This is a genomic window from Stenotrophomonas sp. 85239_Sma (genome assembly GCF_056481725.1).
Genome location: NZ_CM151163.1, coordinates 721,257 through 746,134 on the forward strand (window position 1 = coordinate 721,257; position 24,878 = coordinate 746,134).

At 67.8% G+C, this 24,878-nt stretch carries 21 protein-coding genes; 11 read left to right on the forward strand and 10 right to left on the reverse strand.

What is annotated here, in order from left to right:
- The first annotated feature begins 64 nt into the window (after positions 1 to 64).
- Together ACYKG1_RS03225 and ppc are read left to right on the forward strand one after the other, a co-directional pair.
- Positions 65 to 2,581: a S9 family peptidase gene (locus tag ACYKG1_RS03225; protein WP_100471307.1), complete on the forward strand. Its 2,517-nt coding sequence runs from the start codon at positions 65 to 67 to the stop codon at positions 2,579 to 2,581.
- A gap of 126 nt (positions 2,582 to 2,707) precedes the next feature.
- Complete coding sequence (gene ppc / locus ACYKG1_RS03230) at positions 2,708 to 5,419, forward strand: phosphoenolpyruvate carboxylase (protein WP_478471849.1); 2,712 nt, start codon at positions 2,708 to 2,710, stop codon at positions 5,417 to 5,419.
- A 67-nt stretch (positions 5,420 to 5,486) separates the two neighbouring features.
- Here ppc and ACYKG1_RS03235 read toward each other — a convergent pair whose 3' ends face one another.
- Together ACYKG1_RS03235 and metK are read right to left on the reverse strand one after the other, a co-directional pair.
- Positions 5,487 to 5,993, reverse strand: a complete 507-nt coding sequence (locus tag ACYKG1_RS03235) for an acyl-CoA thioesterase (RefSeq protein ID WP_005415314.1) — start codon at positions 5,991 to 5,993, stop codon at positions 5,487 to 5,489.
- 140 nt (positions 5,994 to 6,133) lie between these two features.
- Positions 6,134 to 7,345 (reverse strand): methionine adenosyltransferase, encoded by a 1,212-nt coding sequence (gene metK, locus ACYKG1_RS03240; RefSeq protein ID WP_010481882.1) that lies wholly within the window; start codon positions 7,343 to 7,345, stop codon positions 6,134 to 6,136.
- A gap of 335 nt (positions 7,346 to 7,680) precedes the next feature.
- Between metK and olsF the strand changes: the two genes are divergently transcribed.
- From olsF to ACYKG1_RS03255, 3 genes are all read left to right on the forward strand, one after another.
- Positions 7,681 to 9,396 carry a bifunctional ornithine lipid synthase OlsF gene (gene olsF / locus ACYKG1_RS03245; RefSeq protein WP_262083350.1) on the forward strand — a complete coding sequence of 572 codons (1,716 nt, stop codon included), beginning with the start codon at positions 7,681 to 7,683 and terminating at the stop codon, positions 9,394 to 9,396.
- Entirely contained in the window at positions 9,393 to 10,193 is an 801-nt protein-coding gene (locus tag ACYKG1_RS03250) for a UDP-2,3-diacylglucosamine diphosphatase (protein ID WP_100471310.1), read from the forward strand. The genes olsF and ACYKG1_RS03250 overlap by 4 nt, the downstream gene beginning before the upstream one ends.
- 116 nt (positions 10,194 to 10,309) lie before the next feature.
- Positions 10,310 to 11,377 (forward strand): metal-dependent hydrolase, encoded by a 1,068-nt coding sequence (locus tag ACYKG1_RS03255; protein WP_262226189.1) that lies wholly within the window; start codon positions 10,310 to 10,312, stop codon positions 11,375 to 11,377.
- A gap of 74 nt (positions 11,378 to 11,451) precedes the next feature.
- Here ACYKG1_RS03255 and ACYKG1_RS03260 read toward each other — a convergent pair whose 3' ends face one another.
- From ACYKG1_RS03260 to ACYKG1_RS03275, 4 genes are all read right to left on the reverse strand, one after another.
- On the reverse strand, positions 11,452 to 12,279 hold the full coding sequence (locus ACYKG1_RS03260; RefSeq protein ID WP_061478371.1) for a methyltransferase domain-containing protein: 828 nt from the start codon (positions 12,277 to 12,279) through the stop codon (positions 11,452 to 11,454).
- 60 nt (positions 12,280 to 12,339) lie between these two features.
- Positions 12,340 to 13,335, reverse strand: a complete 996-nt coding sequence (gene dusB / locus ACYKG1_RS03265; protein ID WP_100475154.1) for a tRNA dihydrouridine synthase DusB — start codon at positions 13,333 to 13,335, stop codon at positions 12,340 to 12,342.
- A gap of 147 nt (positions 13,336 to 13,482) precedes the next feature.
- The gene (locus ACYKG1_RS03270; RefSeq protein WP_100471312.1) at positions 13,483 to 13,914 is read right to left on the reverse strand and encodes a hypothetical protein; all 432 of its coding nucleotides are present in this window, start codon (positions 13,912 to 13,914) and stop codon (positions 13,483 to 13,485) included.
- A 109-nt stretch (positions 13,915 to 14,023) separates the two neighbouring features.
- Positions 14,024 to 14,941 (reverse strand): LysR family transcriptional regulator, encoded by a 918-nt coding sequence (locus ACYKG1_RS03275; RefSeq protein WP_100471313.1) that lies wholly within the window; start codon positions 14,939 to 14,941, stop codon positions 14,024 to 14,026.
- Positions 14,942 to 15,033: 92 nt separating this feature from the next.
- Between ACYKG1_RS03275 and ACYKG1_RS03280 the strand changes: the two genes are divergently transcribed.
- Positions 15,034 to 16,221 carry an MFS transporter gene (locus tag ACYKG1_RS03280; RefSeq protein WP_478471851.1) on the forward strand — a complete coding sequence of 396 codons (1,188 nt, stop codon included), beginning with the start codon at positions 15,034 to 15,036 and terminating at the stop codon, positions 16,219 to 16,221.
- A 52-nt stretch (positions 16,222 to 16,273) separates the two neighbouring features.
- Here ACYKG1_RS03280 and ACYKG1_RS03285 read toward each other — a convergent pair whose 3' ends face one another.
- Together ACYKG1_RS03285 and ACYKG1_RS03290 are read right to left on the reverse strand one after the other, a co-directional pair.
- A complete protein-coding gene (locus ACYKG1_RS03285) occupies positions 16,274 to 17,239 on the reverse strand; it encodes a ribokinase (protein ID WP_478471852.1) in 966 nt (321 codons plus the stop codon).
- A 25-nt stretch (positions 17,240 to 17,264) separates the two neighbouring features.
- Positions 17,265 to 18,563, reverse strand: coding sequence for a NupC/NupG family nucleoside CNT transporter (locus ACYKG1_RS03290; RefSeq protein WP_100471316.1), 1,299 nt, complete (start codon positions 18,561 to 18,563; stop codon positions 17,265 to 17,267).
- Positions 18,564 to 18,756: 193 nt separating this feature from the next.
- Here ACYKG1_RS03290 and ACYKG1_RS03295 point away from each other — a divergent pair, with 193 nt between their 5' ends.
- The 5 genes from ACYKG1_RS03295 to ACYKG1_RS03315 all read left to right on the forward strand — a co-directional run bounded on the left by ACYKG1_RS03295 (position 18,757) and on the right by ACYKG1_RS03315 (position 24,067).
- Complete coding sequence (locus ACYKG1_RS03295) at positions 18,757 to 19,728, forward strand: aldo/keto reductase (protein WP_478471853.1); 972 nt, start codon at positions 18,757 to 18,759, stop codon at positions 19,726 to 19,728.
- A 185-nt stretch (positions 19,729 to 19,913) separates the two neighbouring features.
- On the forward strand, positions 19,914 to 20,108 hold the full coding sequence (hemP, locus tag ACYKG1_RS03300) for a hemin uptake protein HemP (protein ID WP_005412278.1): 195 nt from the start codon (positions 19,914 to 19,916) through the stop codon (positions 20,106 to 20,108).
- A 153-nt stretch (positions 20,109 to 20,261) separates the two neighbouring features.
- Positions 20,262 to 22,454 carry a TonB-dependent hemoglobin/transferrin/lactoferrin family receptor gene (locus tag ACYKG1_RS03305; protein ID WP_478471854.1) on the forward strand — a complete coding sequence of 731 codons (2,193 nt, stop codon included), beginning with the start codon at positions 20,262 to 20,264 and terminating at the stop codon, positions 22,452 to 22,454.
- Between the two features lie 4 nt (positions 22,455 to 22,458).
- Positions 22,459 to 23,058, forward strand: a complete 600-nt coding sequence (locus ACYKG1_RS03310) for a Hemin transport protein (protein ID WP_262083311.1) — start codon at positions 22,459 to 22,461, stop codon at positions 23,056 to 23,058.
- A 73-nt stretch (positions 23,059 to 23,131) separates the two neighbouring features.
- The gene (locus ACYKG1_RS03315; protein ID WP_262083310.1) at positions 23,132 to 24,067 is read left to right on the forward strand and encodes a DUF6607 family protein; all 936 of its coding nucleotides are present in this window, start codon (positions 23,132 to 23,134) and stop codon (positions 24,065 to 24,067) included.
- A 108-nt stretch (positions 24,068 to 24,175) separates the two neighbouring features.
- Here the strand turns inward: ACYKG1_RS03315 and ACYKG1_RS03320 are convergent, their stop codons facing one another.
- Both ACYKG1_RS03320 and ACYKG1_RS03325 read right to left on the reverse strand, forming a co-directional pair.
- Positions 24,176 to 24,514: a hypothetical protein gene (locus tag ACYKG1_RS03320; RefSeq protein WP_478471856.1), complete on the reverse strand. Its 339-nt coding sequence runs from the start codon at positions 24,512 to 24,514 to the stop codon at positions 24,176 to 24,178.
- A gap of 2 nt (positions 24,515 to 24,516) precedes the next feature.
- Positions 24,517 to 24,870, reverse strand: coding sequence for a DMT family protein (locus ACYKG1_RS03325; protein WP_100471321.1), 354 nt, complete (start codon positions 24,868 to 24,870; stop codon positions 24,517 to 24,519).
- Positions 24,871 to 24,878: the final 8 nt, after the last annotated feature.

The window sequence follows — 24,878 nt, forward strand, 5'->3', positions numbered from 1 at the left end:
GCAGGTGGGGGCGCGTGCATGGCCTGTTAAGGTCGGTGTTTTCACGCATCACACAGGTGGAACGATGAGCATGCACGCGCGCCGCACACGGCGCTGGACCGGCCTGGTCCTGTCGATGGGACTGCTGGCGGTGGCCCCGCTGGCCTGGGCCTTGTCCCCGCAGCCTGCTGCGGCGCAGGCCCCGGGCGTCAACGGCTACGAACTGCCCTCGGCGGCGCTGCAGGCGGTGGTGGACGCGCCCCGTGCGCCTTCGTTGTACCTGTCGCCACGCCGCGACGTGGCCGCGTTGATGCAGATGCCATCGCTGCCGTCGATCCAGGTGGTGGCGCAGCCGGAACTGAAGCTGGCCGGCCTGCGCATCAACCCGCGCACGTTCTCCGACAGCCGCTTCAGCTTCGGCGAGAAGCTGTGGCTGATGAACGTGGCCGATGGCAAGGAGCGGCAGATCAGCGGACTGCCGGCCAAGCTGTCGATCGCCAGCGTGATGTGGTCGCCAGACCAGAAGTGGCTGGCCTTCAACCAGGTCGACGCCGCCACCGGCGCCAATGAACTGTGGCTGGTGGACGTGGCCGGCGGCAGTGCCCGTCGTCTGGTTGCCGGCCTGAACACGGTGATCGGCAGCGGCTACCAGTGGTTGCCGGACAGCCGCAGTCTGGTGGTGTTCACGCGCCCGGCCAACCTCGGTGCGGCCCCCGCCGCCGACGGCATCCCGACCGGCCCGGCCGTGCAGCAGACCCGCCAGGGCGAGGGCGTGGTGTCGATCCGTACCTACCAGGACCTGCTGAGGAACGAAGCCGATGCGCGCCAGTTTGATTACTACGCCACCACGCAACCGGTGGAAGTCAGCCTGGACGGCAGCACCCGCGCGATCGGCGCGGCCGGCATCTTCATGGGCTTCGCGGTGTCGCCCGATGGCCGTTTCGTGCTGCGCCAGCCGGTGCAGCGCCCGTACTCGTACCTGGTGCCGGTAAGCAGCTTCCCGCGCCGCATCGAAGTGATCGAGCGTGCCAGCGGCAAGCTGGTGCACACCGTGGCGGTGCGGCCGCTGGTGGAAGGCCTGCCGACCGGCAACGATGCCGAAGTGACTGGCGTGCGCGACATCCGCTGGCGCGGCGATGTCGATGCCACCCTGGTCTGGGCCGAAGCGCAGGACGGCGGCGATCCGAACAGGGACGCCAAGGTGCGCGATGCGGTGCTGATGCAGGCCGCGCCTTTCGACAAGCCGCCGGTGACGCTGGCCCAGCTTGGCAGCCGGCTGGCCGGCATCAGCTGGGGCCGCGGCGACCTTGCCCTGCTGACCGAATCGTGGTGGAAGACCCGCAGGACCAAGACCTGGCTGATCGCCCCGGACAACGCCAGCGCCGAGCCGCGCCTGCTGTGGGATCGCGATGCACAGGACCGCTATGCGGATCCGGGCCGGCCGCTGATGGCCAGCGACGACCGCGGTCGCTCGCTGCTGCAGACCAGCGCCGATGGCAGCAGCCTGTACCTGGCCGGCGCCGGCGCTTCGCCGGAAGGCGATCGTCCGTTCGTGGACCGCTTCGACATCGCCAGCGGCAAGGCCACCCGCCTGTTCCACTCGCAGGCGCCGAGCTATGCGCTGCCGGTGGCATTGCTGGACGACCAGGCCAGCTCGCTGCTGCTGAGCCGCGAGAGCCCGGACGAGCCGGCCAACTTCTACGTGCAATCGCTGGCCGATGCAGGCGCTGCGCCACGTGCGCTGACCCACTTCGCGCATCCGCTGCCGCAGCTGAAGGGCGTGCAGAAGGAGCAGATCCGCTACAAGCGCAAGGATGGCGTCGACCTGACCGCAACCCTGCTGCTGCCGCCGGGCTACGATCCGAAGCGCGACGGCCCGCGCCCGCTGCTGATGTGGGCCTACCCGGGTGAGTTCAAGAGCGCGGCCGCGGCCAGCCAGGTCACCGATTCGCCGTACCGCTTCAATGCGGTCAGCTACTGGGGCCCGCAGGCGTTCCTGGCCAAGGGCTACGTGGTGCTGGCCAGCCCGTCGATGCCGATCATCGGCGAGGGCGACAAGGAGCCGAACGACACCTACGTCGAACAGCTGGTGGCCAACGCGCAGGCGGCCGTGGATGAAGTGGTGCGCCGTGGCGTGACCGATCGCGACCACATCGCCATCGGTGGCCATTCCTACGGCGCGTTCATGACCGCCAACCTGCTGGCGCACACCCGCCTGTTCAAGGCCGGCATCGCGCGCAGCGGCGCCTACAACCGCACGCTCACCCCGTTTGGCTTCCAGGCCGAAGAGCGCAACTACTGGCAGGCGCAGGACGTGTACCAGAAGATGGCGCCGTTCAACTACGCCGACAGGATCAAGGATCCGATCCTGTTCATCCACGGCGTGGACGACAACAACTCCGGCACGTTCCCGATGCAGAGCGAGCGCATGTTCGCCGCGGTGAAGGGCCTGGGGGGCACTGCGCGGCTGGTGATGCTGCCGAACGAGTCGCACGCGTACCGCGCGCGCGAATCGATCATGACCATGCTGGCCGAAAGCGAGCGCTGGCTGGAGCAGACCATCGGCCCGGCCGAGCAGGGCAAGGCGAAGAAGCAGCGCTGACCGGACCCGGTAGTGCCGGCCAGCGGCCGGCACTACCAGATGAAACCATTTTTGCATCGCAGCACGACGCCCGTTCTGGTTTAGGCTTGGGGCCTGGATCCGTTGACCGAGGCCTGTGCGTCGCCGATGAACGAGTACCGCAGCAGCATCGAGTTTGCTTCTCCCGATCTTCCGCTTCGCGATGATGTGCGCCGGCTCGGCGCACTGGTCGGTGACCTGCTGGTCGAGCAGGTATCGGCAGCCTTCCTCGACGATGTCGAAGACGTGCGTACCCGCGCCATCGCCCGCCGCGAGAACCAGGCACCGCTGTCGGAGCTGGCCGAAGGGTTGGCCGGACGCACGCCGCAGCAGGCCGAGACCATGGTGCGGGCCTTCAGCACTTACTTCCAGGTGGTCAACATCGCCGAGCGCGTGCATCGCATCCGCCGCCGCCGCGACTACCAACGCGCCGGTACCGCCGGGGCGCAGCCCGACGGCCTGCAGGATGCGCTGCAGCACCTGAAGGCGCAGGGCGTGGGCCTGGACGAGCTGGCGCAGTGGTTGCCCCGGATCGACATCGAACCGGTGTTCACCGCGCACCCGACCGAAGCGGTGCGCCGTGCGCTGCTGGAGAAAGAGCAGCTGATGGTGGCCAGCCTGGTCGACAACCTCGACGGCCAGCGCACGCCGGGGGAAGCTGCCGCCGATGCCGCGCGCTTCCGCATGGCGCTGACTGCCTCGTGGCAGACCACCGATTCCTCGCCGGTGCGGCCCACCGTCGATGACGAGCGCGAGCACGTGGGCTTCTACCTGGTGCAGGTGCTGTACCGGGTGATACCGGTGCTGTACGAATCGCTGCAGCAGGCGCTGCGCGATACCTACGGCGAAGAGCTGCCACTGCCGCGCCTGCTGCGTTTCGGTACGTGGGTGGGCGGCGACATGGACGGCAACCCGAACGTGGATGCCCACACCATCCGCAATACGCTGGATGCGCAGCGGCAGGCGGTACTCGCGCGCTACCAGAAGGAACTGCTGCAGCTGGCCAGCCTGCTCAGCCAGTCCACCGAGCGGGTGGGCGTGAGCGATGCGCTGCAGGCGCGCGTGGCGCAGTACGAGCAGCTGCTGCCGCAGGTGCAGTCGCGGCCACGCCATGCCGACATGCCGTACCGCCTGCTCAACGACCGCATGCGCGCACGCCTGCAGGCAACGCTGGACGATGGCGAGGGCGCTTACGCCGGCCCGGACGAACTGATCGACGACCTGCAGCTGATCCTGGACAGCCTGCGCGCGAACCGCGGCCAACATGCCGGTGGCTTCGCCGTGCAGCGCCTGCTGTGGCGGGTAAAGACCTTTGGCTTCCACCTGGCGCGGTTGGACGTGCGCCAGGAATCGAGCGTGCACGCGCGCGCGCTGGCCACCGTGCTGGGTGGCGATGCCGCGTGGGACGGTCTGGATGCATTGGGTCGCGCGCGGCTGCTGGCGCCGCATGCCAGTGGGGACGCACCGTTGCCGAAGGGCGACGATGAAGGCAACCGGCGACTGGACGCCGTGTTCGCGGCGTTGGCCGATGCGCGTGCGCGCCATGGCGGCGATGCACTGGGCAGCTACATCATCTCGATGGCACATGACCGCAGCGACGTGCTGGCGGTGCTGGCGCTGGCGCGCCGTGGCGGCCTGGTGGAAGGGAACGGCTCAGTGCCGCTGGATATCGCGCCGCTGTTCGAGACGGTGGACGATCTCAAGCGTGGTACCGCGACCCTGCGCGATCTGCTGGCCGACCCGGTGTACCGCGCGCACCTGCATGCACGCGATGACGTGCAGATGGTGATGCTGGGCTATTCGGACAGCAGCAAGGACGGCGGCATCGCCGCTTCGCGCTGGGGCCTGCAGCGTGCGCAGGTGGAGCTGCTGGAGGTGGCGGCCGAGGCCGGCATCCGCCTGACCTTCTTCCATGGCCGTGGTGGTTCGATCAGCCGCGGTGGTGGCAAGACCACGCACGCGGTGGATGCCTCGCCGCGGGGCAGCATCGATGGCCGCCTGCGGGTGACCGAGCAGGGCGAGGTGATCCATCGCAAATATGGCATCCGTGCACTGGCCCTGCGGTCGCTGGAGCAGGCCACCGGCGCGGTGCTGCGCGCCAGCCTGCGCCCGCGTGCCGCCGAACCCCGCGAAGATGAGTGGCGACCGGTGATGGACGCGGTGGCGTCCGCCAGCAGCGAGGTGTATCGCGCCTTCGTCGGCCAGGCCGGCTTCATGGACTACTTCCGCACTGCCACGCCGATCGACGTGATCGAGCGGATGACGCTGGGCTCGCGGCCGTCACGCCGGCTCGGCCAGGACGCGGCACTGGGCAACCTGCGTGCGATTCCATGGGTGTTCGCCTGGAGCCAGGCGCGTGCGGTGATTCCCGGCTGGTACGGCGTGGGCAGCGGACTGCAGGCGGCGGTTGATGCCGGCCACGAACAGACCCTGCGCGATATGGCGCGGGACTGGCCGTTCTTCCGTACGTTCCTGGACGACATCGCGATGGTGTTGTCCAAGGGGGATATCACCATTGCCGAGCAGTTTTCGCTGTTGTCGGGTGAACTGCACGGGCACTTCTTCCCGCAGGTCCAACGTGAGCTTGAACTCACCCGGCACTGGCTGCTGGCGCTGATGGACCAGCGGACGCTGCTCGACCACGATGCGCGGCTGGCGTTGTCGATCCGCCTGCGCAATCCCTACGTCGATCCGATCAGCGTGCTGCAGGTGGATCTGCTGCAGCGCTGGCGGGCCAGCGGGCGCGAGGATGACGACCTGCTGCGTGCGCTGGTGGCGTGCGTGAACGGTGTGTCGCAGGGCGTGCAGAACACGGGTTGATCCGCATCCGCCGGGCGTGGCCCGGCGCTACCTGCCTCGGTGGGTGCGGGGCTTGCCCCGCACGCCCTCACTCTTCGGGTGACGGCGGGTTCGACGCCAGCAGTTCCAGATGGCGCTGCTCCATTTCCTGGCGCAGCTGGCGGCGGATCTGTGCCGCGGCCTGGCGGCGCTTCTCGTCCGAGGTGGCCGGCTGCAAGGGCGGCACCGGCGTTGGACGGCCTTCCTCATCCACGGCCACCATGGTGAAGAAGCAGCTGTTGGCGTGGCGCACGCTGCGCTTCAGGATGTCTTCGGCCACCACCTTGATGCCGATCTCCATTGACGAGGTGCCGGTGTAATTGACCGAGGCCAGGAAGGTGACCAGTTCGCCCACCGCGATCGGCTGGCGGAACATCACCTGGTCCACCGACAGGGTGACCACGTAGCTGCCGGCGTAACGGCTGGCGCAGGCATAGGCCACCTGGTCGAGCAGGCGCAGAATGGCGCCGCCGTGGACCTTGCCGGAGAAATTGGCCATCTCCGGCGACATCAGCACGGTCATGGACAGCTGGTGGGTTTTCAGTTCGGTCGACATGCGGCGATTGTATCGGCAACCGGGTAGTGCCGGCCGCTGGCCGGCAACCGCGCACGCCTTCCCGCATGCCATGAAAAAGCCGGCCAGCGGCCGGCTCTACCAGAAAAGAGAAGGGCCGCTTGCGCGGCCCTTCGTGTTTCTTACTTCAGCTTCGCATCGGCGCGCAGGGCGGCGGCGCGGTCGGTCTTCTCCCAGGAGAAGGCCGTGGCGTTGACGGTCTCGCCTTCGCCGTTGAGGTAGCTGAATTCCTTCGGCTTGCGGCCGAAGTGGCCGTAGGCGGCGGTCTGCTGGTACATCGGGTGCACCAGGTCCAGCATCTTGATGATGCCGTACGGGCGCAGGTCGAAGTGCTTGCGGATCAGCTTCTCGATCTTGTCGTCACTGATCTTGCCGGTGCCGAAGGTGGTGACCGAGATCGAGGTCGGCTCGGCCACGCCGATGGCGTAGGAGACCTGGACTTCGCAACGGTCGGCCAGGCCGGCGGCAACCACGTTCTTGGCGACGTAGCGGGCAGCGTAAGCAGCCGAACGGTCGACCTTGGACGGATCCTTGCCGGAGAAGGCGCCGCCACCGTGACGGGCCCAGCCGCCGTAGGTGTCGACGATGATCTTGCGGCCGGTCAGTCCGCAGTCGCCCACCGGGCCGCCGATCTCGAACTTGCCGGTCGGGTTGATGTGGAACTTGGTGCCCTTGTGCAGCCACTTGGCCGGCAGCACCGGCTTGATGATCTCTTCGCGGACGGCCTCGATGAGGTCCTTCTGCTTGATGCCCGGGGCGTGCTGGGTCGACAGGACCACGGCGTCGATGGCCGAGACCACGCCGTTCTCATAGCGCAGGGTGACCTGGCTCTTGGCGTCCGGGCGCAGCCACGACAGCGGCGAGTTCTTCTTCTTGCGGATCTTGGCCTGCTGCTCGACCAGGCGGTGCGACAGGTGGATCGCGGCCGGCATGTAGCTGTCGGTCTCGTTGGTGGCATAGCCGAACATCAGGCCCTGGTCGCCAGCGCCCATTTCTTCCGGCTTCTTGCGGTCCACGCCCTGGGCGATGTGCGGGGACTGCTTGCCGATCAGGTTCAGCACGCCGCAGGTGGCGCCGTCGAAGCCGACGTCGGAGCTGTCGTAGCCGATGTCCGTGATGACCTTGCGGGTCAGTGCTTCCAGGTCGATCCAGGCACTGGTGGTGATCTCACCGGCCACGATGGCAACACCGGTCTTGACCATGGTCTCGCAGGCCACGCGGGCGCGCTGGTCCTGGGTCAGGATCGCGTCCAGCACCGCATCGGAGATCTGGTCGGCAACCTTGTCCGGATGGCCTTCGGAGACCGACTCGGAGGTGAAGAGATAGCTGGACATCAGGCGTAATATCCCTTGATTCGGATGGAAAGATGGGCGCGCATGATACACGGGGTGCGCCGCCTGTGCATTGTGAACCTGTACCGGTTGCCGGTGGTTAAGCCCATGTAGGCCCGGCAGGGGCCGTCCGGCCGGGATTGAGGCCCAGCCTCGAGGCCCAGTGTTCCACCAGCGTGACAACGCACCGGGCTGCTGCCGGCCTCGACCGCGCACGCCACGACGCCCGCCAGAGGCTGCCCGGCCGTCATCGTTCTGCCCCAAAACCGCCATCTGGCTGCCGCCTGCCGGGCGCAGGCTGTCGGCCAATCCGGCCGCCGGGCATGAGTGGATCCGCCATGCAGGAACTCGAACAGCGTCTCCAGCAACGCTTCCCCGATTGGTTCCATGGCCGTCGAGGCCAGCTGGCGCGGCCGCTGCTGCGCAGCGTGGGCCGCTGGTCGCGGTTGGACCAGATCGAAGCCTTCCTGCAGCGCAGCGCGGGATTGCGCGGATTCGGCTTCGTCGCCGCCGGCCTGGAGTTCATCGATGGCCAGTACCAGGTGGATCCGGCCGCGCTGGCGAAGATCCCGGCCACCGGCCGCCTGCTGATCGTTGCCAACCATCCCTCCGGGGCACTGGACGCGCTGGCCCTGCTGGACGCGGTCGGCCGCGTCCGCCGCGACGTGCGGATCGTGGCCAACGACCTGTTGGGGGCGATCGCGCCACTGCAGGACCTGCTGCTGCCGGTGCGCATCCTGGGTGGCAAGGCGCAGCGCGGCAGCCTGCATGCCGTGGAGGAAGCGTTGAACGCCGAGCAGTGCGTGATCGTGTTCCCGGCCGGCGAGGTTTCGCGGCTGTCGCTGCGCGGCATCCGCGATGGCCGCTGGCAGCGGGGGTTCGTCCGCTTTGCCCGCGCGGCCGGTGCGCCGGTGCTTCCGGTGCGGGTGGACGCGCGCAACTCCGCGCTGTTCTATGGCGCGTCGACCCTGTTCAAGCCGGCCGGCACTGCGCTGCTGGCGCGCGAGATGTTCACCCGTCGTGGCCGTCCGCTGCGGCTGAGCATCGGCGAGCCGATGCAGCTGGGCAAGGGCGGTGACCCGGGCGCCCAACTGCTGGCGGTACGCCGGGCGCTGTATGCACTGGGCCGCAATGGTGCGGCCGCCAATACCACTGCCTGCGCAGGCCCCGAGCCGCTGGCGGCCCCCGTGCCGCCTTCGCAGGTGGCTGCCGGCATTGCCGCAGCGACCCAGCTGGGCCAGACCGCCGATGGCAAGCAGATCCTGTTGGCGACCTGTACCGCCGATTCGCCGCTGCTGCTGGAGCTGGGCCGCCTGCGCGAGCTGACCTTCCGCCAGGTGGGCGAGGGCACCGGGCGCAGCCGCGATCTGGACGACTACGATCCGCAGTACGAGCACATCGTGATCTGGGACGCTACTGCGCAGCGCATCGCCGGCGCCTACCGCATCATGCGCGGCGCGCAGGCGCTGGCCCGTCACGGCCTGTCCGGGCTCTACAGCGCGTCGCTGTTCCGCTATTCCGACGATGCCATCACCCACATCGCCGAAGGCCTGGAACTGGGCCGCAGCTTCGTGGTGCCCGACTACTGGGGCAGCCGCAGCCTGGATTACCTGTGGCAGGGCATTGGTGCCTACCTGCAGTGCCGGCCGGGCATCCGCTACCTGTTCGGCGCCGTGTCGATCAGCGCGGCGCTGCCGCGTGATGCACGCGAGCAGCTGGTGGCGTACTACCAGCGCTACTACAGCGGTACCGCCGGCCTGGCCGAATCGAACCGCCCGTTCCAGTACTTCGCCGCGCCGCCGAGTTTCGGCGAGCTGGATGCAGGTGCCGCGTTCGATGTGCTCAAGGCCAACCTGGCTGCACTCGGTACCGGGGTGCCGACGCTGTACCGCCAGTACACCGATCTGTGCGAGCCGGGCGGTGCGCGTTTCCTTGCGTTCGGCGTCGACCCTGACTTCAGTGATTCGATCGACGGCCTGATCGAAGTGGACCTGTGCGCGATCCGGCCGAACAAGCGCAAACGCTACCTGCGCGACGCGGGGACGCCGGCATGAGCACGCTGGCGAACCTGTCGCCGCACCGGCGCGCAGTGTTCGTCTCCGACGTGCACCTGGGTTCACGTCATTGCCATGCCACCGAGCTGGCCCGGTTCCTCTCGCAGCTGCGCTGCGAACGGTTGTACCTGGTCGGCGACATCATCGACCTGTGGTGGATGGCGCATCGCCGCACCAACTGGCGGCAGTCGCACAGCGAAGTCATCCAGGCCCTGCACGCGCTGCGCCGTGCAGGGACCGAGATCATCTACATTCCCGGCAACCACGACGCATCGTTGCGCCACGTATGCGGGCTGATGCTGCCGGCCATGCAGGTGCGCCGCCGTGCCATCCATGTGACCGCCGATGGCCGCCGGTTGCTGGTCGCCCATGGCGACGACTACGACGGCGTGACCCACTTCGGCGGCCTGCAGGAAAAGTTCGGCGACTGGCTGTACTACCGCATCCTCACCGGCAACCAGGCGCTGAACGCCGTGCGGCGCCGGCTGGGCATGCGCTACTGGTCGCTGTCGGAGTTCCTGAAGAAGCGCAGCGGTGCCGCCGAACGCTATATCGAGCGTTTCGTGCAGGCCGGGCTGGATGACGTGCGCCGGCGCGGCCTGGATGGCATCGTGTGCGGCCACATCCACCGCGCGGCGCTGGTCGAACGTGATGGCCTGGTCTACGCCAACGACGGCGACTGGGTGGAGAGCCTGACCGCACTGGCCGAAGACCATGATGGTGCACTGCGCCTGCTCGACCACAATGGCCAGACCCTGGTGGAGCTGCCGGGGGCGCGGTTGTCGCAGGTGGCGTAACGCGCGTCTGGCCTCCTGCAGCCGAGCCCATGTTCGGCTGACGTGGCGCTGGACGAAGAGCAGCCGAGCATGGCTCGGCTCTACATACATCGCCTGCAAGCCGCTAGCATCGGTCCATGGATTCCCTGACCCAGATCGTGCTCGGTGGCGCCGTCGCCGCTGCCATCGCCCCGCCCGGACATCGCCGTGCGGCCCTGCTGGCCGGTGCCGCGCTTGGCACCCTGCCGGACCTCGATGCCCTGTGGCTGGGCTTCACCGCCGCCGACCCAGTGGCGAACATGATCGAGCACCGCAGTTTCAGCCATTCGCTGCTGGTGCTGCCCTGGGTGGCGGCACTGATCTGGTGGCTGTTCAAGCGCTTCGGCAATGGCCGCGTCGCCCAGTCACCAGTGCGCTGGTTCTGGGCGATCCTGCTGGCGCTGGTCACCCATCCCATGCTGGATGCGTTCACCGTCTACGGCACCCAGCTGTGGTGGCCGCTGCGCCCGCACCCGACCATGGGCTCCAGTGTCTTCATCATCGACCCGGGTTATACGGTGTGGCTGCTGCTGGGTTGCGTGCTGGCCTGGTTCGGTCGCGCCCGGCCCTGGGCGGGCAAAGTGCTGGGCGTGGCCCTGCTGCTCAGCAGTGGCTACCTGGGCTGGGGCCTGATCGCCAAGGCACAGGTTGACCGTGCCGCACAGCACAGCCTGGCCGCGATGGGCCTGGGCGATGCGCCGCGCTTCTCGGTGCCGATGCCGTTCAACACCCTGCTGTGGCGGGTGGTGGCGATGACGCCCAATGGCTACGTGGTGGGTGACCGCTCGCTGCTGGCCGACCGCGGGCCGATGCGGTTTGAAGGCCATGCGTCCAACGTGCAGGCCTTGCGCGAAGCGCAGGCCATCCCGGCGGTGCAGCAGCTGCAGTGGTTCAACCGTGGCTTCATGCGTGCGCAGGTGGTGGACGGCCGGTTGCTGCTGAGTGACCTGCGCATGGGCCTGGAACCGGACTACACCTTCAACTTCGTCGTGGCCGAGCAGGCCGAGGGGCAGTGGCGGCCAATCACGCCCGGGCAGGTGCGCGTGGATTACAGCAGTCCCGCCGCGCGCGCTGACGCCGGTCGCCGGTTGGCCGCCATGTGGCAGCGGATCTGGCATCAGCCGGCAGCACCGCCGGGTGCGGTCGACCATACCGCCGTGCATTGATCAGTAGATCCACGCCATGCGTGGATGGCGGGGGCATCGGTGGTCGCCGCCCCGCACGGCGTGGCTCCACCGAATCAATACACCGTGGCGCGGCCCTGCACGAACGAATAGAAGAACACCGCGTTCGGGTCGTTCTGCACCAGGCGGAACTCGCGACGCATGCCTTCCACGGTGTCCTCGTCCACCGAGCCGGCCTGCAGCAGCTGGTCGGCCGCCGACAGCAGCAGTTGTTCCCAGAACGCGATCATCGTCTTGCGACGGGCCGGTTCGCGGTTGTCCAGGTGGATGGTCTTGATCTCGGTATGCACGTCGCGGAAGCCGCCGGCCAGCAGCAGGTTGCCCAGCTTGGCGCCGACGAACGGATCTCCCCCGTGGTCGTACTGGAAATCGTTGAACGCCATCCAGTAGCGCCAGATGTGCGGCGAGTACGGGTCGAGCAGGAACGAGGCATTCATCACCTCGGTGATGTACACCGGCGAACCCGGCGCCAGCACGCGGCGCACCTCGCTCAGTACGCGTGCTGGTGACGGCACGTGCTCCAGCACCCAGCACAGGAACGCCGCGTCGAAGCTGCGTGCCTCGAACGGCAGCTCGCCGGCGTCGGCCTGCTGCAGGGTGTAGCGGTCGCTGCACCACGGTGTGCGCGCCAGGTTCTCGCGCGCGGTGGCCAGCTGCGTTTCGCTCAGGTCCACGCCGGTCACGTGCAGCTCGGGGAAGCGGCGCAGCAGGATCTCGGTCTGTGCGCCGACGCCGCTGCCGACTTCCAGCAGGCGCCGCGCGCCGCTGTAGTCGATCTGGCCGAAGATGCTCGATTCCAGTAGCCGGGCCTGGGTCATCAGGCGCTGCTGCTCGGTGCCGGAGAACCCGTGCAGGTAGGTCGGGGAGGAGATCGGCGGAGTCATGACGGCGGGCTCTTGTAGCGTCGAGCTGGCTCGACTGTTCGGAAACGCGGGGCGGGCGGCTCAGGCCGCCGAAGACAGCGCCGGTTCCCCGGCGATCAGGCGGTCGAAGTACTCGGTGGTCAGGGCGATCTGGCTCTGCGGGTCTTCGGCGCGGTTGACCACTGCGCGGAAGGCGGCGTTCTCCGGCCGGTCCTTGGCGTACCAGCCCAGGTGCTTGCGCGCGATGCGCACGCCCTGCGGTTCGCCGTAGAACGCATGCAGTGCATGCAGGTGGCCGAGCAGGATGTCGCGCACTTCCGCCAGCGATGGCGGCGGCAGTTCCTCGCCGGTGGCCAGGTAGTGCGCCACCTCGCGGAAGATCCACGGCCGGCCCTGCGCGGAGCGACCGATCATCACTGCATCCACGCCGGTTTCCTTCAGGACGTACGCGGCCTTCTGCGGCGAGTCGATATCGCCGTTGGCGATCACCGGAATGCGCAGCGCCGCCTTGATCTCGCCGATGGTGCCGTACTCGGCCTGGCCGGTGTAATGCTGGTCGCGGGTGCGCCCATGCACGGCCAGCGCGGCGATGCCGCTGGCCTCGGCGATGCGCGCGATCACCGGGCCATTGCGGTGGTCGCAATCCCAACCGGTGCGGATCTTCAGCGTGACCGGCACGTCCACCGCGTTGACCACGGCTTCGAGGATGCGCGCCACCAGCTGTTCGTCGCGCATCAGTGCCGAGCCGGCCCAGGCGTTGCACACCTTCTTGGCCGGGCAGCCCATGTTGATGTCGATGATCTGCGCGCCGTGGTCCACGTTGTAGCGCGCGGCCTCGGCCAGCTGCTGCGGCTCGGTGCCGGCGATCTGCACGCTGATCGGGGCCGGTTCACCCTCATGGTCCATGCGGTGGATGGACTTGCGCGTGTTCCAGAAGCGCGGGTCGCTGATGGTCATTTCCGAGGCGGCCAGCCCCGCACCCAGCCGTTTGCACAGCAGGCGGAAAGGCTTGTCGGTGACGCCGGCCATGGGCGCCAGCACGACGTTGGGGGCAATGGTGTACGGGCCGATCTGCATGCGCCCATTGTAGGGCGCGGGCGGCGGTACGGCCGTGTCGGCGGCGTTCGGGTTCAGGCCGATCGGCACCGACCTCATGCCGTACCGGCATCAGCAGATGCTTGACGGTTGCTTCCACCGCCCCCAAGTGCGGGCGATGGTGGGCGGCTACCCCAGGCTCTGCCAGGCCTGGCGGGTACCCAGCGCGAAGGCCAGCCCCAGGCCGAGGCAGGCCAGTGAACTGACTACCCAGAAGTGCCGGCCGTTGTATCCGGGCCGGAGCAGCGCCAGCCCGAAGCCCATCGCCGCGCGCAGCAGCAACAGCAGGGCGATGCCCGACAGCACCGGACGGCTGGCCGGCAGCGGCGAATGCCAGCCTGCGGCTGCCAGCGCGTACAGCGTCCAGGCGACCAGCACAGCAGTAATGCCGGCGGTCATCAGCGGTGGCCACCAATGCCCCGCCTGTGCCAGCCGGACCATGCGCGGGCCAGCACCGAACCACCGGTACCAGGGTGCCCCAAAGGCAATGCAGCCGATATGCAGCAAGGCTGCGATGGCACTGCCGGCGGCGGCAACCAGCAACCAGGGGAATCCGTCCATGTCCTGCCCACGCTGAAATGCTGCGCGGATGGTGGGTGAGGGGCGGGATGTGGGCAATGCGACCGGCAGTCGCAGCTGTTCGATGCCACCGCCGGTGATGGCGCTGCGCTCAGCGCGGCGGATCGATCTGCAACCCGGTGCCGAGATGGTCCAACGCCACGTCCACGCGTGGCAACCGCTGCCGGCCCTGCGGCCACAACAGGCGCAACGGCAGGCCGCGGCAGTCCAGCGACGGCAGGATCGACACAAGGCTGCCGCGCGCCAGCGCATCATCGACCAGCCAGGTGGCCAACTGCGCGATGCCGAAGCCGGCCTCGACCGCAGCCACCTGGGCCTCGGCGCTGCCAACCACCAGGCGCGCGCGGGCCTGCAGCGGTGTACTGCGCTGCCCGCCATCGGCCACCTGCCACGGCCCGATGCTGCCGTCGGCGCGTCCGAACAGCACGCCGTCATGCCCGGCCAGCTCGGCCGCGGATGTCGGCAGGCCATGTCGCTCCAGATAGGCCGGGGACGCACAGAAGCGAAGGCATTCGTAGCCGAGCAGGCGGCTGCCCAGGGTGGCCGGCAGCGGCTCCGGTCCACCGATGCGCACGGCCAGGTCGATGCCGTCATCGGTCAGGTCCACAAAGCGGTCGCTGAAGGTCACCTGTGGCCGCAGCTGCGGAAACGTGTCGGCCAGCTGCAGCAGCAACGGCCAGACTTTCAGTCGCCCGAAGGTGGCTGGTGCATCCACCCGCAGGCGGCCCACGGGAGCGTCTGCGTGCGACGCCAGCACCGACTCGGCATCGGCCAGTTCGCCAAGCACCCGCACGCAGGTGCGGTAGAAGCCCTCACCGGCCTCGGTCAGGCGAAGGCGGCGCGTGCTGCGTTCGAACAGCCGGGCTCCCAGCCGCGCCTCCAGCCGTGCGATGGTCTTGCCCACCGCAGAACTGGTCAGGTGCAGGCGTTCGGCGGCGGCAGTGAAGCTGCCGGCATCGGCGGTGGCGACGAAGGCCTCGATGCCGCGCAGACGCTCGGTGGGAAGCATGGGGAATTTCGGTCCGGAATCGATGGAAAATATAGCAGTAATCGGAACTCGGGGAGGAAATAGGCTGGTGGCCCCTGTCCTGATGCCCGCTCATGTCCACCCTCGATTCCACCGTGGCCGCTGTCCACGCAAACGCTCGCGCACGTCTTCCGGTCGTCCTGCTGGCGGTGTCCGCCTTCGTCATCGTCACCACCGAATTCCTGATCGTCGGCCTGTTGCCCGCGCTGGCGCGCGACCTTGGCCTGGGCATCGCCCGCGCCGGGCAGCTGGTCACCTTGTTCGCGTTCACCGTGATGCTGGCCGGGCCACCATTGACTGCGCTGCTGTCACACGTTGGCCGGCGCCCCCTGTTCGTGGTCATCCTGCTGTTGTTCGCGGGTTCCAACGCGCTGGCTGCGATGGCCACGCAGCCGTGGCTGCTGGCGCTGGCGCGGGTGCTGCCAGCACTGGCCCTGCCGGTGTTCTGGGGCACGGCCAGTGAGACTGCTGCGCAGCTGGCCCCGGCAGGACAGGGCGGTCGTGCGGTCGCGCGGGTCTACCTGGGTATCACCGCCGCAATGCTGTTCGGTATCCCACTGGGTACGTTGGCCGCCGACGCCCTCGGTTGGCGCGGCAGCTTCTGGCTGTTGGCGGCCTTGTCGCTGTTGATGGCGGGCGCGTTGGCGTTGTGGATGCCGGGCGCCGTGGCCGGACCGCGGCGCGCGCTGGGCGAACAGGCACGTGTGTTGCGCCAACCGCAGTTGCTGGGCCATGTGCTGCTGTCGGTGCTGGTGTTCACCGCGATGTTTGCTGCCTACACCTACCTGGCCGATGTACTGGAGCGCCTGATGCAGGTACCGGCCGCACAGGTGGGCTGGTGGCTGATGGGCTTCGGGGCCGTCGGGCTGATCGGCAATGCACTGGGCGGGCGCTGGGTCGATCGTGCGCCGCTGGGCGCGACCCTGGTGTTCTGCGCAGTGCTGGCGCTGGGCATGCTGGCCAGTGTCGGGCTGGCCGGCCACGGCACGCTCGTGCTGATCGCACTGGCCCTGTGGGGCGTGGCGCATACCGGATTGTTCCCGCTATGCCAGGTGCGGGTGATGCGTGCGGCGCCACAGGCGCAGGCGCTGGCGGGAACCTTGAATGTGTCTGCGGCCAATGCCGGAATCGGCCTGGGCGCGCTGCTGGGAGGTGGGACCATCGAACGCTTCGGCCTGGCTTCGCTGGGCGTGGTGGCCGCTGCCGTGGCGCTGCTGGCAATCGCAGCTGGGCTGCTGCTGCGAAGTGCGGAGGAACCATAAAAAAGCCCGGGTGTCTGCACACCCGGGCTTCTCATCCACGCATGGCGTGGATCTATTTTGCTTCAGCGTCGGCCGGTGTGAAGCGCGGCATCGCCGCTGCAGCGCCTTCCTTCTCGGTCGAGCGACCGGCGAACTGGTTGGCGAAGCGCACGTGGCGGGCGAACGGGGCGTCGGCCACCTGCGCCAGCGACGCGGCCAGCGCACCGTTGAAGGCATCACCGGCACCGGTGGTGTCGATCGCCTGCACCTGTTCGGCACCCACGCGGTAGTACGGCTGGGTATCGCCGCGCAGGTTCTCGTCGGCATGCGACACGAACACGCCCACCGAACCGAGCGTGACCACCACGGTACCGTTGCCGACCAGCTTGCGGCACAGCGCGTGCAGGCTGGCGCCATCCAGCGCGGCGACGTCGTTGGCATCCACGCGCTCACCGACATGGCGGCCGAGCAGGGCGGCGAACTCGGTCTCGTTCGGGGTGATCACATCGGCCAGCTTGAGCAGACCGATGGTCGAGGGGGCATCGGCCGGTGCGGTGTTGAGCACGGTGGTGACGCCGCCCTCGCGGGCCGTGGCCAGTGCCGCTTCGATGGTCTGCACCGGCGATTCCAGCTGCGCCAGCACCACCTTGGCACTGGTCAGCAGGGCCTGCTGCTGTTGCAGGAAGTCGGTGCTCAGCGCAGCGTTGGCGCCCGGGCCGATCACGATGGTGTTGCGGCCACGGGCATCGACGTAGATGCCCGCGGTGCCGGTCGGCTCGCTGCTGGCTTCGGCGATCAGACCGAAGCCGTCCTGTGCGGCCAGTTCGTGCGCGGTGGCGCCACCGGCGTCGTCGCCCAGCGCGCACACGAAGTGGGTGTCGGCACCGGCGCGGCAGGCCGCCACAGCCTGGTTGAAGCCCTTGCCACCGGGGCCGGTGCTGTAACGGCCGGCAATGGTCGCACCCGGTGCCGGCAGCGACTCGCACCGCCACACGTGATCGACATTGAAGGAACCGACGACAACGACACTGCTGCTCATAGGGAATCTTTTCTCAACCAAGGGTTCAACTGAAGTGCGTCAGCACGCCGGCGATGGTCGCCGTCATGAAGGTGGCAATGGTACCGCCCAGCACGGCGCGCAGGCCGAACTTGGCCAGGTCGTGGCGACGTTCCGGGGCCAGGCCGCCGATACCGCCGATCTGGATCGCGATCGAGCTGAAGTTGGCGAAGCCGCACAGCGCGTAGGTGGCGATCAGGCGACCTTCCTCGGACAGGCTCACGCCAGCGATCTGGCCGTTCACGATCTGCGACAGTTCGGTGTAGGCCACGAACTCGTTGATCACGACCTTCTGGCCGATCAGCGAACCGACGGTGGTGGCATCGGCCCACGGGGTGCCGATCACCCAGGCGATCGGGGCCAGCACGTAACCGAAGATGGTCGACAGGTTGGTCGGCTTGCCGATGGCAGCAGCCAGGCCGGTCACATCGCCGATCCAGGTCAGCGGGGCGTTCAGCAGCGCGATCAGGGCGATGAAGGCCAGCAGCATCGCGCCGATGTTCAGCGCCAGCTTCAGGCCGTCACCGGCGCCGGCGGCGGCCGCGTCGATGATGTTGCTGGAGGTCTTCTCGACTTCCATCTTCACCGTGCCGCGGGTGAGCGGGGTGCCGGTTTCCGGGATCAGCAGCTTGGCCACGACCAGGGTGGCCGGTGCTGCCATGATGCTGGCCGCCAGCAGGTGCTTGGCGTAGAAGGCCTGCTGCGCCGGATCACCGCCGCCGAGCATGCCCACGTAGGCCGCCAGCACGCCGCCGGCGATGTGCGCCATGCCGCCGATCATCATGGTCAGCAGCTCGGACTGGGTCATCCTGGCGATGTACGGGCGCACGGTCAGCGGCGCCTCGGTCTGGCCGATGAAGACGCTGGCGCAGACGCTGGTGGTTTCCGCGCCGGACACGCGCATCACCTTGGTGATCGACCACGCCATCACGCGCACGATCGCCTGCATGATGTTGAGGTGGTACATCACCCCCATCAGCGCCGAGAAGAAGATGATGGTCGGCAGCACCTGGAAGGCGAAGATGAAGCCGTAGTTCTTGGTGTCCATCAACGAGCCGAAGATGAAGCCCGAGCCTTCGTTGACGAAGCTGAGAACCTTGACGAAGCCCTTGCCCAGCGCATCGAACACATCGCGCCCGCCCGGCACCAGGATCACCAGCGCAGCGAACGCGATCTGCAGGGTGATACCGGTGGCAACCAGCTTCCAGTCAACCGCACGCTTGTTGTTGGAAAACAACCAGGTGATGCCGATCAGCACCGCCAACCCGAACAGGCCGAAGCCGATCCTGCCCAAACCTTCGACCATGTGAGTGACTCCCCTGGGGCGTCGCGAAAAACGGGAAGCCTAGTGCAGGGCAGGGGCCGGGGCAAGAAAAAGCAGCGTGCGCGCACCCAACGGTACCGATCAGGCCAGCAACGGCAAGGGCTTGCGGCCGGCGGCGGAAGGTAGAATGGGGTTTGATCCCGGCCCGGATGCGGGCCCGCAGCAGGAGATTCGCATGCAATACCGCCGCCTGGGCTCCACCGGCCTGCCGATTTCCGCCCTGTCCTTCGGCGCCTGGGTGACCTTCGGTGACCAGATCCCGCGCGGCGAGGCCCGCAACCTGGTGGCTGCGGCCTGGGACCACGGCGTCAACTTCTTCGACAACGCCGAGGGCTATGCCAACGGCCGCGCCGAACAGGTGATGGGTGATGTGATCGCCGACCTGCGCCTGCCGCGCGATGGCCTCTGCGTATCCAGCAAGGTGTTCTTCGGCAGCGCCAAGGACCCACGGCCGACCCAGCGCGGCCTGTCGCGCAAGCATGTGACCGACGCCTGCCATGCTGCGCTCAAGCGCCTGCGGGTCGATTACCTGGACCTTTATTACTGCCATCGCCCGGATCCGGACGCACCGATCGCCGAGACCGTGCATGCCATGGATACCCTGGTGCGGCAGGGCAAGGTCCTCTACTGGGGTACCTCGGAGTGGTCGGCGGTGCAGATCCAGCAGGCGCTGGACATCGCCGACGCGCGCAACCTGCAGGGTCCGTCCATGGAACAGCCGCAGTACAACCTGCTGCACCGCGAACGGGTCGAGGTCGAGTACGCGCCGCTGTATGCCGGTGCCGGCCTGGGCACCACCATCTTCTCACCGCTGGCCTCGGGCCTGCTGACCGGCAAGTACGACCAGGGCATTCCGGCGGATGCGCGGCTGGGCCGCGAGGGCATGGAATGGCTGCAGGCGCTGGTGATGGGTGACGACACCGAGGCCCGCCTGGCCCAGGTGCGCCGTTTCAGCCAGGTGGCGCGCGTACTGGGGCACGCCCCGGCCACGCTGGCCATCGCCTGGTGCCTGCGCAACCCGAACGTCTCCAGCGTGATCCTGGGCGCCAGCCGGGTCAGCCAACTGCTGCAGAACCTGCAGGCGCTGGAGGTGCTGGAGCAGGTCGACGCCGCTGGCTGGGCGCAGGTCGAAGCCGTCTTCGCCTGACAGCCCTCTGCAGCGTCGAGCCATGCTCGACGCTACAAAAGCACCGCGCCCACGGTGCCATTGATGATGTCTATCGAATTTAAGAATTCGATCATTAATCCCATCAATGAAATTGAGAATGGTTGTTGATTGTCAACTGAGAATCATTATCATTTAACTCGTCCCTCGCACGAGTCCAGATGCTCATGAATGCTCAACCTGTACTGCTGCGCCCCGAAACGCTGACCCTCCGCGATCGTCCGGTCCGTGTCGTTCCGCCGGAAGAGGTCATCGACAGCGAAGCCCTGCTCAAGGGCCGTCGTGAAATCCTGATCCAGCACGGCGACCGCTTCTACCGCCTGCGGCACACCAGCAACGACAAGCTGATCCTGACCAAGTAATCGCGGCCTGGTCGCCCGCCCCCCTCCCTCCTGCCGGCCGCGCCGGCAGGGTGGGCGACCCGTCCGCTCCCGCTCTCTCCCCCTCGGTCTACCGCGTGCACCCTCCGGGTGTGCCGGTAACCGGGGGTTCCCCTGCCTGACCGAACGAACCCGATGACCCGCCAAACCGCCCTCTGCCTTGCCATCTGGATGGCCCTGCCGCTGTCCGCCCACGCTGCTGCCGCGGCCACCGCTGCGCCCGAGGCGCGCGAATTCGACCGCGTGCAGGTCACCGCCACCCGTACCGAGCGGGCGGTAAGCGATGTGGCGGCCACCGTGGACGTCATCGACCGCGAGCAGATGGACCGGCACCTGGTGCAGGACATCAAGGATCTGCTGCGCTACGAGCCGGGCCTGTCGGTCAGCCGCAGCGCCGCGCGCTTCGGCCTCGGCAGCATCCGCATCCGTGGCCTGGACGGCAACCGCGTGCGTGTGCAGACCGATGGCATCGCCATGCCCACCAGCTTCAACATCGGCTCGTTCTCCAACGCCAACCGCAACTTCACCGACCTGGACACGCTCAAGCGCGTGGAGATCGTGCGCGGCCCGGCCAGCTCGCTGTACGGGTCCGATGCGCTCGGTGGTGTGGTCGCCTTCGTCACCAAGGATCCGGCCGATTACCTGAAGGATGGCAAGGACAGCTACGTTGGCCTGAAGTTCGGCTACGACGGCGAGTGGAAGGGCCTGCTCGGTGGCGTGACCAGCGCGTTCGGCGGCGAACACTGGAGTGGCATGGTCAACATCAACCATCGCCAGGGCCAGGAAACCGGCAACAAGGGCGACGTGCGCAGCCTCGACAACACCCGCACCGCGCCCAACCCGCAGGACCGCGATGGCCGCAGTGGCCTGGCCAAGCTGGTCTATGCACCCAGCGAGGACCAACGCTTCCGGCTGACCGTGGAAGGCAACGAAGACAACACCGATACCAACGTGCTGTCCTCGATCGACCGCACCACCACCACCGGCATGAAGGCGCGCGACACGCAGAACCGCACCCGCGTGTCGTTCGCCCATGAAATGGATGCGCTGGACAAGGGCTTCGCCGACAGCCTGCATTGGCAGCTGTATACCCAGCACAGTGAAACCACCCAGATCACCGATGAGGACCGCGCCAACCGCAGCCGCCGCCACCGCGAGTTCAACTTCGACCAGCGCGTGTACGGCCTGCAGGCGCAGTTCAACAAGGCGTTCAGCACCGGCAGCGTCGAACACGCGCTGACCTACGGCCTCGAGGGCGCGCGCACCGAAATCCGCCAGAAGCGCGACGGCTACCAGGTGCTGGCCAATGGCCAGACCAGCACCACCATCCTGCCCGACGCCTTCCCGGTACGCGATTTCCCGATCAGCAAGACCACCGAGCTGGGCCTGTACGCGCAGGATGAAATGCGCATGGCCAACGGCAAGCTGTCGCTGGTGCCAGGCGTGCGCGTGGACCGCTACGAACTCAAGCCGGAGGTGGACAGCATCTTCGCCGAAGACAATCCCGGCGTTGCGGTGGCCAAGCTCACCAAGACCAGCGTGTCGCCGAAGCTGGGCATGGTCTATCGTTTCACCGACGAATGGTCGCTGTTCGCGGGCTACTCGCATGGCTTCCGTTCGCCGCCGTACAACGACGTCAACCTGGGCTTCACCAACTTCGCCTTCGGCTACACCGCCATTCCCAATCCGGACCTGAAGCCGGAAACCAGTGACGGCATGGAGCTGGGCCTGCGCTTCCTGTCGCCGGCGGCCTACGTCAGCCTCAGCGGCTACTACAACGAGTACAAGGACTTCATCGAGTCGCAGTCGCTGGTCGGTACCAACGCACAGGGCCTGATGGTGTTCCAGTCGCGCAACATCGCCGACGCGCGCATCTACGGTGCCGAACTGAAGGCCGGCGTCGACTTCGGCCAGGTCAGCCCGGCGCTGCAGGGCTGGGCGCTGCGCAGTTCGGTGGCCTGGTCGCGCGGCGACAACAAGACCGAAGACACCCCGCTGGATTCGGTCGACCCGCTGCGTGGCACCGTCGGCCTGATGTACGACACCGACACCTGGGGCGTCGAACTGGCCGGTACCTTCGTCAAGCGCAAGGACCGCGTCACTGCGGCCACGGTGTACCGCCCGGCCGGCTACGGCGTGGCCGACCTGATGGCGCACTGGAACTTCGCCCCGGGCGCCACCTTCAACGTCGGCGTGTTCAACCTGGGCGACAAGCGCTACATCGATTGGTCCAACGTGGGTTCGACGCTGTCGCCGACCAGCCGCGTGCTGGACCGCTATACCAGCCCGGGCCGTACCCTCTCCGCCAGCCTTGCCGTTTCCTGGTGATCTCATGAGCCGAGCCTTGTCCGCACGCAGGAACGACGCCATCGCCGCGCAGGGCAGCGCGGCCTGGCCGACGCCGGCACAGCTGGCCACGCTCGGCACCGTGTTGTGCCTGTACCGCGCCGACGGCAACGAGCTCGGTGGCTGGCGCCAGGCGGTCCGCGTGCATGCCTGCCAGGGCGTGGACAGCGAGGGGGTGCGCGAAAGCCTGTGTTTCCTCGATGCCCGCGGCCGCTGCGTGTGGCGCCTGTACCTGCTGCCCGACAGCGATTTCCTGGCCTGGGACCGGCTGGTCGCGGCGTTGCCGCCAGGCCCGGAACATGACAGCGATGGCAGTGTCGGCGAACGCCTGTGGCGGCGCCTGGCCGGGCACCTCGGCGGCCAGCGCTGGCGCCTGTGCACGTTGCGCCTGCATGCCGCCGACGATGGCCGCACCCTCGCTGCAAGCCTGTCGGCGCTGTCTTCGCTGGGCGCAGCCACCGCGCGACGCATCGCGCGGCTGGAAGGTGCCGAAGGCGAGCTGGCGATCGACGATTGCTGCTGCGCCGACGCTGCACGTCGCCCGGCGCCGCGGGTTCCCGGCGACCTGCCGCTGATCCGGCTGTGACCCTTTCCTGATGGAACGCCTGTCGGCCATGGACGGCCTCTCACTACACCTGCTACCCCGAAGGAAGACCCCGATGAAGTTCCAGACAGCCAGCGTCATGCTGCTGCTCGCCGCCAGCGGCGTGGCCAGCGCGCAGCCCTCCGACATCGCCCGCGACCACGACAGCATCCTCGCCATGCAGGGCGAGTACACAGTGGATTTCGCCTTCGACGAGACCGTGCTGCTGAAGCCCGGCTACGAGCGTGCCCCGGCGATGCGCAGCGGCGGCAACGAGCTGGTCATCGTGGTCGAGGACACCCCCAGGCGCATCGTGCTGCAGCACCTGCTGCTGGATGAAAAGAGCGGCCACATCACCAAGCACTGGCGCCAGGACTGGGTCTACGAAGCGCCGAACCGCTTCGAGTTCAGTGCCGACCAGACCTGGCAGGTACGCAGCATCGCGGCGGCCGTGAACAAGGGCGCCTGGACCCAGTGCGTGTATGAAGTGAGCGATGCTCCGCGCTACTGCGGCACCGGCGCGTGGACCTACACCAACAACGTGCCGACGTGGACCAGCGACCTCAGCTGGCGCCCGTTGCCGCGCCGTGAATACACCAAGCGCAGCGACTACAACGCGCTGGCCGTGGTCAACCGCCACACGCTTACGCCCAATGGCTGGACCCACGAGCAGTTCAATACCAAGGTGCAGCGCAACGCCGACGGCAGCCAGGTGGAGATCGCCCGCGAGTTCGGCTTCAACGACTACGTGAAGACCACCGAGATCGACTTCACCCCGGCCCGCGACTACTGGAAGGCCACCGCTGGTTACTGGGCCAAGGTACGCCAGCGCTGGGACGGCTTCCTCGGCCAGGCCCCGGGCGTGCACCTGAAGACCAAGCTGGACGGCATGGCGATGATCATCCCGCTGTTCACCCAGGCCGAAGAGATCCAGTCCGGCAAGACGGTGAAGGACAAGCAGATCGACGACGTGTTCGCCAAGTACGTTGAGAAGGCGCCGAAGGAAGGCTGATCGCCACGGCTTTGGCGGGTGCCGGGTTTGCCCGGCACCGCATCCACGCATGGCGTGGATCTACCGATCTTTGCCTCTGGTCAAGCGCCATGCGCGAATGCGCTGCACTCAGGACGCCGGTCCACCCAGCGTGGTCAGGTCCAGCCCGGCGTCCCGGAACGTACGCAGGGTGGCCTGCAGGCTCGCCTCGTCATCGCGCGTGCGGACGCCCATGATGGCGTCGCCGCAGCGCGCGCGGTCCGTGCTGCACGCCTGCGGGTCGGGCAGCAGCAGCGCGGTCTGCCCGGCCAGGATCGCCATGTGCACCACTTCCTTTACCGTTTCCAGCACGAAGGCCTGCACCGGGTCCGGGACATGGCCCACCGCAGTGCGGGCACATGCGGGCAGCATCGCCAACAGCAGCGGCACGCCGACGAGAACAGCGCGCAGGCAGAAGCCGTGTCTCATTGCTATTCCTTGAACATCAGGAACGCCGCCACCACGATCAATCCGAACGCCGCGTAGTGGTTCCACTTCAGCGGTTGGCCCAGGTAGAACGCGGAGAACACCGCGAACACCAGCAGCGTGATCACTTCCTGCATGCCCTTCAGCTGCGGCGCCGAATACACCGCGCTGCCGAGCCGATTGCCGGGCACCTGCAGGCAGTACTCGAAGAACGCGATGCCCCAGCTGGCCAGGATCACCGTCATCAGCGGGGCACTCTTGAACTTCAGGTGCCCGTACCAGGCGAAGGTCATGAAGATGTTGCTGCCGAGCAGCAGCAACACCGGGTACAGGTAAGCGGCGAACGAGGTGCCGGGCATCCGGGTGA

Excerpts from the sequence above, each read along its gene's own strand:
- ACYKG1_RS03275 (WP_100471313.1), bottom strand. The coding sequence starts at position 14,941 with ATGCTTCCCACCGAGCGTCTGCGCGGCATCGAGGCCTTCGTCGCCACC.
- ACYKG1_RS03315 (WP_262083310.1), top strand. The coding sequence starts at position 23,132 with ATGAAGTTCCAGACAGCCAGCGTCATGCTGCTGCTCGCCGCCAGCGGC.
- hemP (WP_005412278.1), top strand. The coding sequence starts at position 19,914 with ATGAATGCTCAACCTGTACTGCTGCGCCCCGAAACGCTGACCCTCCGC.
- ACYKG1_RS03250 (WP_100471310.1), top strand. The coding sequence starts at position 9,393 with ATGAGCACGCTGGCGAACCTGTCGCCGCACCGGCGCGCAGTGTTCGTC.
- ACYKG1_RS03325 (WP_100471321.1), bottom strand. The coding sequence starts at position 24,870 with ATGCCCGGCACCTCGTTCGCCGCTTACCTGTACCCGGTGTTGCTGCTG.
- ACYKG1_RS03280 (WP_478471851.1), top strand. The coding sequence starts at position 15,034 with ATGTCCACCCTCGATTCCACCGTGGCCGCTGTCCACGCAAACGCTCGC.
- ACYKG1_RS03310 (WP_262083311.1), top strand. The coding sequence starts at position 22,459 with ATGAGCCGAGCCTTGTCCGCACGCAGGAACGACGCCATCGCCGCGCAG.
- ACYKG1_RS03225 (WP_100471307.1), top strand. The coding sequence starts at position 65 with ATGAGCATGCACGCGCGCCGCACACGGCGCTGGACCGGCCTGGTCCTG.
- ACYKG1_RS03295 (WP_478471853.1), top strand. The coding sequence starts at position 18,757 with ATGCAATACCGCCGCCTGGGCTCCACCGGCCTGCCGATTTCCGCCCTG.
- metK (WP_010481882.1), bottom strand. The coding sequence starts at position 7,345 with ATGTCCAGCTATCTCTTCACCTCCGAGTCGGTCTCCGAAGGCCATCCG.
- ACYKG1_RS03270 (WP_100471312.1), bottom strand. The coding sequence starts at position 13,914 with ATGGACGGATTCCCCTGGTTGCTGGTTGCCGCCGCCGGCAGTGCCATC.
- ACYKG1_RS03255 (WP_262226189.1), top strand. The coding sequence starts at position 10,310 with ATGGATTCCCTGACCCAGATCGTGCTCGGTGGCGCCGTCGCCGCTGCC.
- ACYKG1_RS03285 (WP_478471852.1), bottom strand. The coding sequence starts at position 17,239 with ATGAGCAGCAGTGTCGTTGTCGTCGGTTCCTTCAATGTCGATCACGTG.
- ACYKG1_RS03305 (WP_478471854.1), top strand. The coding sequence starts at position 20,262 with ATGACCCGCCAAACCGCCCTCTGCCTTGCCATCTGGATGGCCCTGCCG.
- ppc (WP_478471849.1), top strand. The coding sequence starts at position 2,708 with ATGAACGAGTACCGCAGCAGCATCGAGTTTGCTTCTCCCGATCTTCCG.
- dusB (WP_100475154.1), bottom strand. The coding sequence starts at position 13,335 with ATGCAGATCGGCCCGTACACCATTGCCCCCAACGTCGTGCTGGCGCCC.
- ACYKG1_RS03260 (WP_061478371.1), bottom strand. The coding sequence starts at position 12,279 with ATGACTCCGCCGATCTCCTCCCCGACCTACCTGCACGGGTTCTCCGGC.
- olsF (WP_262083350.1), top strand. The coding sequence starts at position 7,681 with ATGCAGGAACTCGAACAGCGTCTCCAGCAACGCTTCCCCGATTGGTTC.
- ACYKG1_RS03290 (WP_100471316.1), bottom strand. The coding sequence starts at position 18,563 with ATGGTCGAAGGTTTGGGCAGGATCGGCTTCGGCCTGTTCGGGTTGGCG.
- ACYKG1_RS03320 (WP_478471856.1), bottom strand. The coding sequence starts at position 24,514 with ATGAGACACGGCTTCTGCCTGCGCGCTGTTCTCGTCGGCGTGCCGCTG.
- ACYKG1_RS03235 (WP_005415314.1), bottom strand. The coding sequence starts at position 5,993 with ATGTCGACCGAACTGAAAACCCACCAGCTGTCCATGACCGTGCTGATG.